The organism is Clostridium sp. ATCC BAA-442, assembly GCF_964239415.1.
GTDB lineage: Bacteria > Bacillota > Clostridia > Oscillospirales > Oscillospiraceae > Flavonifractor > Flavonifractor plautii.
In genome coordinates, this window is record NZ_CAXSQB010000027.1 from 41,137 (window position 1) to 48,811 (window position 7,675).

The following is a 7,675-nucleotide window of genomic DNA, read 5'->3' on the forward strand; positions in this document are numbered from 1 at the left end:
GCGAAGCTCCGCTTCGCCGCCCAGCGTACAGAAACGCTTTGAGACATTTCTTATCATGCAAGAATTTTTGAGTGGAGATGCGGCCCGCCGCACATATACGTTTGGACCCAGAAAAGAAAATTCCGAGGCACATGTCCCCGGAATTTTCGTCTTTTCGTTTGATTCCGCCTCCTGTATGCGGCGAAACTCTGATAAAACCTGTTGGACTTTTTAAATTTCAAAGCGCTTTCAGGAGTCGTTTGCTCCAACGTGAAAGAGAATCTCAGTGATCCTCCGTTGTATGTTTAGTGATTGAGCAGGCGCACCCGCAACACCACGTCCAGGGCGCGGATGGTGTCGGCCACGGACTCGCCGATGCGGCTGTCCACGTCCACCACGGTATAGGCATAGTCCTTCTTGGACTTGTTCGTCATGTTGGCCACATTTACCCCGTCCTTGGAGAGCACCCCGGTGATGCTGGCGATGGCGCCGGGGGCGTTGCGGTGGATGATGCACAGGCGGGACACGCCGCTCCACGGCTGCACCAGCGTGGGCAGGTTCACCGAGTTCTGGATGTTGCCGTTCTCCAGATAGTCCTTCAGCTCCTGGGCCGCCATGACGGCGCAGTTCTCCTCGCTCTCCGGCGTGGAGGCCCCCAGATGGGGGATGGCCACCACGTTCTTGCCCCGCAGGATTTTGCCGTTGGGGAAGTCGGTGACGTAGCAGGCCACCTTGCCGCTGTCCAGGGCGGCCAGCATGTCGTCGTCGTTGACCAGGGTGCCCCGCGCCAGGTTGAGGATGCGCACGCCGCCCTTCATCATATGGAATGCGTCCTCGTTGAACATTCCCTTGGTCTCGGGGGTCTGGGGCACGTGGAGGGTGATGTAGTCGCAGTTCTTATAAATGGTCTCCAGATCCATGGCCCGGTGGACCAGCCGGGACAGGGACAGAGCTCCGTCCACCGACAGGAAGGGGTCGTAGCCGAACACAGTCATGCCCAGCTTGGTGGCGATGTTGGCCACCTGCACGCCGATGGCCCCCAGGCCGATGACGCCCAGCATCTTGCCGGACAGCTCCGGGCCCACAAACTGGCTCTTGCCCTTCTCCACCGCCTGCTCCACGTCTGCCCCGGCGGCGGCCTGCTCCTTCACCCAGGCCACGCCGTCGCTGATCTTTCGGGAGGCCAGCAGCAGGGCGCACACCGCCAGCTCCTTCACGGCATTGGCGTTGGCGCCGGGGGTATTGAATACCACAATGCCCGCCTCGGAGCAGCGGTCGATGGGAATGTTATTAGTGCCCGCGCCCGCCCGGGCCACGGCCCGCAGGGCATCGGGGAATGCATAGTCGTGCATGTCCGCCGAGCGGACCAAAATACCGTCCTCGTTTTCCACATCGGTGCTGATGGTGTAGCGGGTCTGGTCCAGTACGGACAGCCCGGCGGGGGAAATCTTATTCAGTGTCTTGATGCGATACATATAGCCCTCTCCCCTTCATTGTTTTTATCAGATGCCTGAATGAAACTACACGCCTTCCATGGGAGCCCCTGATTTTACTTCCCCGGACGGAGTGAATCCGCCCTGCTGCAAGATTTTGTCCGCTGGCCAAAATGCCTGTACGCGGCGTAAGACGCGCCCCACTTTGCGGGGCCCCAGGGTAAGCCGAACGCTCAGTTGTTCTTATCGAATGCCCGGATGAAGTCGCACAGCTTTTCCACGCCCTCGGTGGGCATGGCGTTATAGATGCTTGCCCGCATGCCGCCCACGGAGCGGTGGCCCTTCAGGTTGGTGAAGCCGGCGGTCACGCTCTCCTGCACAAACTTGGCGTCCAGCTCGTCGCTGCCGGTACGGAACACCACATTCATATCAGAGCGGGAGCCGGGCTCCACCGCGCAGGTGAAGATCCGGGAGGAGTCGATCACGTCATAGAGCATCTGCGCCTTTTTGTGCTTGATGGCCTCCATGCCGGGTATGCCCCCCTGCTCCTCCAGCCAGTCCAGGACCAGCCCCAGCATATAGATGCACCAGCAGGGCGGGGTGTTGTACATGGAGTCCTTGTCGATCATGGTCTTGTAGTTCATCATCAGGGGGGTGAAGGGCAGCTCATGCCCGGCCAGCTCCTCCTTGATGATCACTACCGTCAGGCCGGCAGGGGCCATGTTCTTCTGGGCGCCGGCGAAGATGACGCCGTACTTGGACACGTCCACGGGGCGGGAGAGGATGTCGGAGGACATGTCGCACACGATGGGCACACCGTCCGTCTCCGGGACATACTGCCACTCGGTGCCGTAGATGGTGTTATTGGCGCAGTAGTAGAAATAGCTGGCCTCAGGGTCCAGCTCCAGTTGACTCTGCTGGGGAATGCAGGTGTGGTTTTTGTCGGCGGAGGATGCGGCCAGATGGATCTGGCCGTACTTCTGCGCCTCCTTGTAGGCGATGTTGGAGAAGTTGCCGGTCACGGCGTAGTCGGCCTTGCCGGTGGCCCCGATGAGGTTCAGGGGCGCCATGGAGAACTGGGTGGAGGCGCCGCCCTGGAGGAAGAGGATCTGGTATCCCTCCGGCACGTTGAGCAGGGCGCGCAGCTTGGCCTTGGTATCGTCAAAGATCTTCTGGAACACCTTGGAGCGGTGACTCATCTCCATGACGGACATGCCGGAGCCCTGGTAGTTTGTAATCTCGGCTCCTGCCCGCTCCAATACCTCCAGCGGCAGCATGGAAGGGCCGGCGGAAAAGTTGTAAACACGTTCGTTTCCCATGACAGATGGCCTCCTCGATATTCCAATTTGAAATAGAACGGGGCTTCGCACCGGGTTATCGCTTTACTCCGTTAAAGTATATTATATCGGATGCCCTATCCAACTGTCAACTGCACGGATTGACTAAAACCAAGCCGTTCAATCTCAAAACTTTGTGAATATTTCAACGAACCCTTTGCACTTTGCGCCGGTTTGTGGTACAATACCATTGAACTTACAGTTTAGTTTTCCCTTCCGGAAGGAGGAGTGGCCAATGAGGCTGTCTGATATCAAGACGATTCTGCACGCCGAGGTGCTGTGGGGGGAGGAGCATCTGGACCGGGAGGTTTTTTCCGCCTGCGGCAGCGACTTCATGAGCGATGTGCTGGCCTTTGTCAAGAACCAGGCGCTGCTGCTCACCGGCCTGGTCAACCCCCAGGTGGTGCGCACCGCAGATATGGTGGAGATGAAATGTATTGTCTTTGTGCGGGGTAAGGTGCCGGGGCCGGACATTCTGTCTCTGGCGGAGGAGCGTGACATTGTAGTTATGACCTGCCCCAAGCGTATGTACGAGGCGTGCGGCCTGTTATATTCCAATGGATTGCGAGGGAATTGTGATGGAGACAATTAGACTGGTTTACCCTGTGGAGGGCGGCGATCTGATCGAGGCCGGCGAGGCTTCCAGCAAAATGAAGCTGACGCTGAAGAAGCTGGGACTGCCCCAGGACGTGATCCGCCGTGCGTCCATCTGCATGTATGAGGGCGAGATCAATATGGTGATCCACGCCGACGGCGGCCAGGCCGAGGTGGAGGTGGACGCCAATCAGATTGTTATCCGCATGACCGATACCGGGCCGGGCATCCCGGACGTGGAGCAGGCCATGCAGGAGGGCTACTCCACCGCCGGGCAGACCGCCCGGGAGCTGGGCTTCGGCGCTGGCATGGGCCTGCCCAATATGAAGCGCTACTCCGACGAGATGACCATTGACACCGAGGTGGGCAAGGGTACCACCGTTACGGTTAAAATCAAGGTTTCCTGAGCGCGATGAGCTTGGAAAAGCGAGGTGACGCGGCTCCATGTCCATGAGACATTCGGTGGTCCTGGAGCTGAAGCGCTGCCGGGGCTGCACCACCTGCATCAAGTGCTGCCCCACCGAGGCCATCCGGGTTCGCGGCCGCAAGGCCACCATTCTGCCCGACCGGTGCATCGACTGCGGAAGCTGTATCCGCATCTGTCCCCACAAGGCCATCAAGTCGGTGGGCGACAGTCTGGACATTCTGAAGCAGTACCAATACTGCGTGGCCCTGCCGGAGCCCGCCCTGTATGGGCAGTTCCAGCACCTGGACAGCGTGGATATTGTGCTCAACGGCCTGTTGAAGATCGGCTTTCACAAGGTCTATGAGGTGGCTAAGGCCGCCGAGATGATCTCCGACTTTGAGCGGCAGAGCATCAGCGGCGGCCCGTCCAAGGTGACGCCCCAGATCTCCTCCTCCTGTCCCACAGTGCTCCGCCTCATCCGCATGCGCTTCCCCAAGCTCATGGGCCATGTGGCCTGTACCATTCTGCCCATGGAGCTGGCCGCCATTCTGGCCCGGCGGGAGGCGGCCGAGGAGACCGGCCTGCCGCCGGAGGCCATCGGCGTATTCGCCATCGTGCCCTGCTCCTCCAAGGTGACGGCCGCCCGGGTCTCCGAGGGGCTCAGCCGCCCGGTGCTGGACGGGGCCTTCGCCATCCGGGACATCTACCTGCGCCTGCTCAATCCCATGCGGGAGCTGGAGGAGATCACCCCCATGGCCTCCGCCGGTATCCTGGGCCTGGGCTGGGCCTCCTGCGGCGGCGAGAGCGCCGCCCGCCTGGGGGAGCGCTGCGTGGCGGTAGACGGTATTCAGAACGTCATCCGTATGCTGGAGGAGATCGAAGACGGCCGTCTACCGGAGGCCGATTTTCTGGAGCTGTCAGCCTGCACTCAGGGGTGCGTGGGGGGCTGCTTCAATGTGGAGAATCCCTACGCGGCCAAGCTTCGCATCAAGGGCCTGCTCAAGGGTCTGCCGGTCTCCCGCAACCGTTTCCTCTTTCATGGAGAGGCGCGGGATATTGTGCGGAGGGACAAGGAGCTACAGTACTTACCTGCCTTCGTGCTGGATCAGGACCGGGAGATGGCCATCAGCAAACAGTTGCGTATCCAGGAGCTGGAGTCCCACTTGCCCGGCCTCCACTGCGGCTCCTGCGGAGCGCCCTCCTGCCGGGCCTTCGCGGAGGACGTGGTGCTGGGCCGCGCCTCGGAGGACGACTGCATTTTCAAGGTGCGGGAGCGCATGCGCTCCATGGCGGGTAGCAAGGAGGAGGCGGACGACTACCTGCCCCCGCCCTTCCGCCGCCGCCAGGAGCCGTCCGAATAGACCCTACCGCCCCCGTGAAGCGCCCTGCGTCTCACGGCGGCCTCTTTATACAACAAGGAGGAGTTTTTTATGACGGTACGCGAACTGACCGAGGCCCTCTCCCTGACCCCCTTCCATCTAGCCCAGCCCGACCGCCCGGTTTCCGGCGGCTACGCCGGAGACCTGCTGAGCTGGGTGCTGGGCCGGGCCGGACAGGACGCCGCCTGGCTCACGATCATGTCCAACCAGAATGTGGCCGCCGTGGCCCTCATGGCTGAGGTCTCCTGCGTCATTCTCACCGAGGGGGTCGCCCCCGACGGCGACCTGCTCCGCCGCGCTCAGGAGAAGGGCGTCAATCTGCTGGGGGCCGGACAGGATACCTTTGACACCGCCGCCCGTTTGTCCGGGGCGCTGGCTGCCGGGTAATGCCTCCTCACTCGATATCATTTTGTTATTTTAAAAGCAAATTCTACACAAAGTATTTCTACGATTTTCACCTACACTCCTGCCTGTCGCCCCACCCGGCAACGCCGGGCGGGGACCCCCCTTTTGCTTCCTCGGGCGGAGTGAATCCGCCCTGCGGCGAGGTTTTCGCCTCCGCGAAAACCCTCGGCGCGCCTTGTGGCGCGCTTCGGGCGATAGGCACGATGCCGTTTTGTTATCCTGAAAAGGAGTTTTACATGAAGTATTACTACGATCTCCACCTTCACTCCTGCCTGTCACCCCACCCGGCTCAGCCGGGCGGGGGCCCCTTTTTTCTCCCTCGGGCGGAGTGAATCCGCCCTGCGGCGAGGTTTTCGCTCCGGCGAAAACGCTCGGGCGCGCCTTCCGGCGCGTTTCGGGCGACAGGCACGACGCCTTCCCGTTATCTCGAAAAGGAGTTCTACATGAAGTATTACTACGATCTCCACCTCCATTCCTGCCTGTCGCCCTGCGGCAGTGAGGACATGACCCCCGCCAACCTGGCGGCCATGTGCGCGCTGGCGGGGCTGGATATTGTGGCCCTTACCGACCACAACACCTGCGGCAACTGCGCCGCCTTCTGCCGGGCGGCGGAGGAGCGGGGCCTGCTGGCTCTGGCGGGGATGGAGCTGTGCACCCGGGAGGAGATCCACGTAGTCTGTCTCTTCCCCACCCCCTATCACGGGGAGGAGTTCGAGGCGTATGTATCCCGCCGCCTGCCCCCGTTGTCCAATCACCCCGCCGTCTTTGGCCATCAAATCTATATGGACGCGGGAGACCTGGTGCTGGGAGAGGACCCCCGCTTCCTCGCCGGACACACCGACATCGGCCTGGAGGAGGTATCCCGGCTGGCCGCCGCCTTTGGCGGAGCGGCCTTTCCTGCACACATCGACCGCCCCTCCTTCTCTCTTCTGGGGGTGCTTGGCCTGTGGATGCCGGAGCTGGGATTCCCGCTGGCGGAAGTATCCCGCCAATGCCCGCCGGAGTTCCGCCTCCGCCCGGATCTGGCCGGGCTTCGGCTCATCGCCAACTCTGACGCCCACTACCTGGATCAGGTCTGGGAGGCGGAGCACGCCATGGAGCTGCCGGAGCGGACGGCTGCCGCCGTTCTCTATTGGCTGCAGGGTACAAGGTAAATTTTTCTCTTTACAAACATAGTTAGATGTGTTATACTCGTTTTCGTTAAAGATTTAACAATAAAGAACCGCTTTCCTGTGCATGGTCTGTATTCGACGCCACTCCGATACGCCCGCCCTGCCCAACGGAGCGGTTTTTTTCTACCCTTCATTTTTTCTTGGGCTAATTTTTGAACTTAATAGTTCATATTTCGCCATTTTGGACAGTCTTTACAAGAAATGATTTGGCGATATAATAGAAAAAGCGAAACTAAACTAACCAGTTTCAGAAAGGAAGGACGCATCCATGCCAAACTGCAAAACCGTCGTCCCCTACCGCGGAAGCCCGGAACAGGAGGAGCGCCTGCGGCAGGTGATCGCCGAGCACAGGGGACAGCCAGGTGCCACCATGCCGGTGCTCCAAGCCGCTCAGGAAATCTTCGGCTATCTGCCCGAGGAGGTTCAGATCATGGTGGCCGAAGGATTGGACATCCCCCTGTCCGAGGTGTACGGGGTTGCCTCGTTCTACGCCCAGTTCTCCATGAACCCCAAGGGAAAGTATCAGATCTCCGTCTGTCTCGGCACCGCCTGCTATGTCAAGGGCGCGGCCGCCGTGCTCAACGCCGTGGAACAGAAGCTGGGCATTGTCCCCGGCGCCATCACCCCGGACGGCAAGTTCTCCCTGGACTCCTGCCGCTGCGTGGGCGCCTGCGGTCTGGCCCCGGTCATGATGATCAATAATGACGTCTATGGCCGCCTCACCCCCGACCAGGTCGGCCCGATTTTGGATATGTATAAGTAGAAGCGCGGAGCGCCCGGGAGCAGGGCAACAGCGAACTGCGCAGACCGAAAAACAGGCTGGCCGCAGGCCAGCGGCATGTTCGGCGGAGCAGTGAGCAGTTGCCCGCCGCGGAGGGCGCGCAGCGTGACAGGAAGCGCGGAGGGTAGGCGCATAGGGGAGCTAAGAGGACATGGAGGCGAAAAAACAGGCTGGGCGAAGCCCAGCGGC

At 60.9% G+C, this 7,675-nt stretch carries 8 protein-coding genes; 6 read left to right on the plus strand and 2 right to left on the minus strand.

From position 1 onward, the window contains the following. Positions 1–284: 284 nt before the first annotated feature. Together ACESY8_RS12340 and serC are read right to left on the minus strand one after the other, a co-directional pair. Entirely contained in the window at positions 285–1,454 is a 1,170-nt protein-coding gene (locus ACESY8_RS12340) for a phosphoglycerate dehydrogenase (RefSeq protein WP_007489983.1), read from the minus strand. A gap of 191 nt (positions 1,455–1,645) precedes the next feature. Beyond that, on the minus strand, positions 1,646–2,731 hold the full coding sequence (serC, locus tag ACESY8_RS12345) for a 3-phosphoserine/phosphohydroxythreonine transaminase (RefSeq protein ID WP_054339386.1): 1,086 nt from the start codon (positions 2,729–2,731) through the stop codon (positions 1,646–1,648). A gap of 253 nt (positions 2,732–2,984) precedes the next feature. On the opposite strand from serC, the gene ACESY8_RS12350 reads away from it, so the two are divergent. The 6 genes from ACESY8_RS12350 to nuoE all read left to right on the plus strand — a co-directional run bounded on the left by ACESY8_RS12350 (position 2,985) and on the right by nuoE (position 7,468). Then, entirely contained in the window at positions 2,985–3,341 is a 357-nt protein-coding gene (locus tag ACESY8_RS12350) for a DRTGG domain-containing protein (RefSeq protein WP_007489985.1), read from the plus strand. Continuing rightward, on the plus strand, positions 3,328–3,750 hold the full coding sequence (locus ACESY8_RS12355; protein WP_007489986.1) for an ATP-binding protein: 423 nt from the start codon (positions 3,328–3,330) through the stop codon (positions 3,748–3,750). The genes ACESY8_RS12350 and ACESY8_RS12355 overlap by 14 nt, the downstream gene beginning before the upstream one ends. A 37-nt stretch (positions 3,751–3,787) precedes the next feature. Continuing rightward, positions 3,788–5,110, plus strand: coding sequence for a [Fe-Fe] hydrogenase large subunit C-terminal domain-containing protein (locus tag ACESY8_RS12360; RefSeq protein WP_009261237.1), 1,323 nt, complete (start codon positions 3,788–3,790; stop codon positions 5,108–5,110). 69 nt (positions 5,111–5,179) lie between these two features. After that, positions 5,180–5,515, plus strand: a complete 336-nt coding sequence (locus ACESY8_RS12365) for a DRTGG domain-containing protein (protein WP_007489988.1) — start codon at positions 5,180–5,182, stop codon at positions 5,513–5,515. Positions 5,516–5,976: 461 nt separating this feature from the next. Continuing rightward, positions 5,977–6,687 (plus strand): PHP domain-containing protein, encoded by a 711-nt coding sequence (locus ACESY8_RS12370; RefSeq protein ID WP_054339385.1) that lies wholly within the window; start codon positions 5,977–5,979, stop codon positions 6,685–6,687. A 286-nt stretch (positions 6,688–6,973) separates the two neighbouring features. Beyond that, entirely contained in the window at positions 6,974–7,468 is a 495-nt protein-coding gene (gene nuoE, locus ACESY8_RS12375; protein WP_007489993.1) for an NADH-quinone oxidoreductase subunit NuoE, read from the plus strand. Positions 7,469–7,675: the final 207 nt, after the last annotated feature.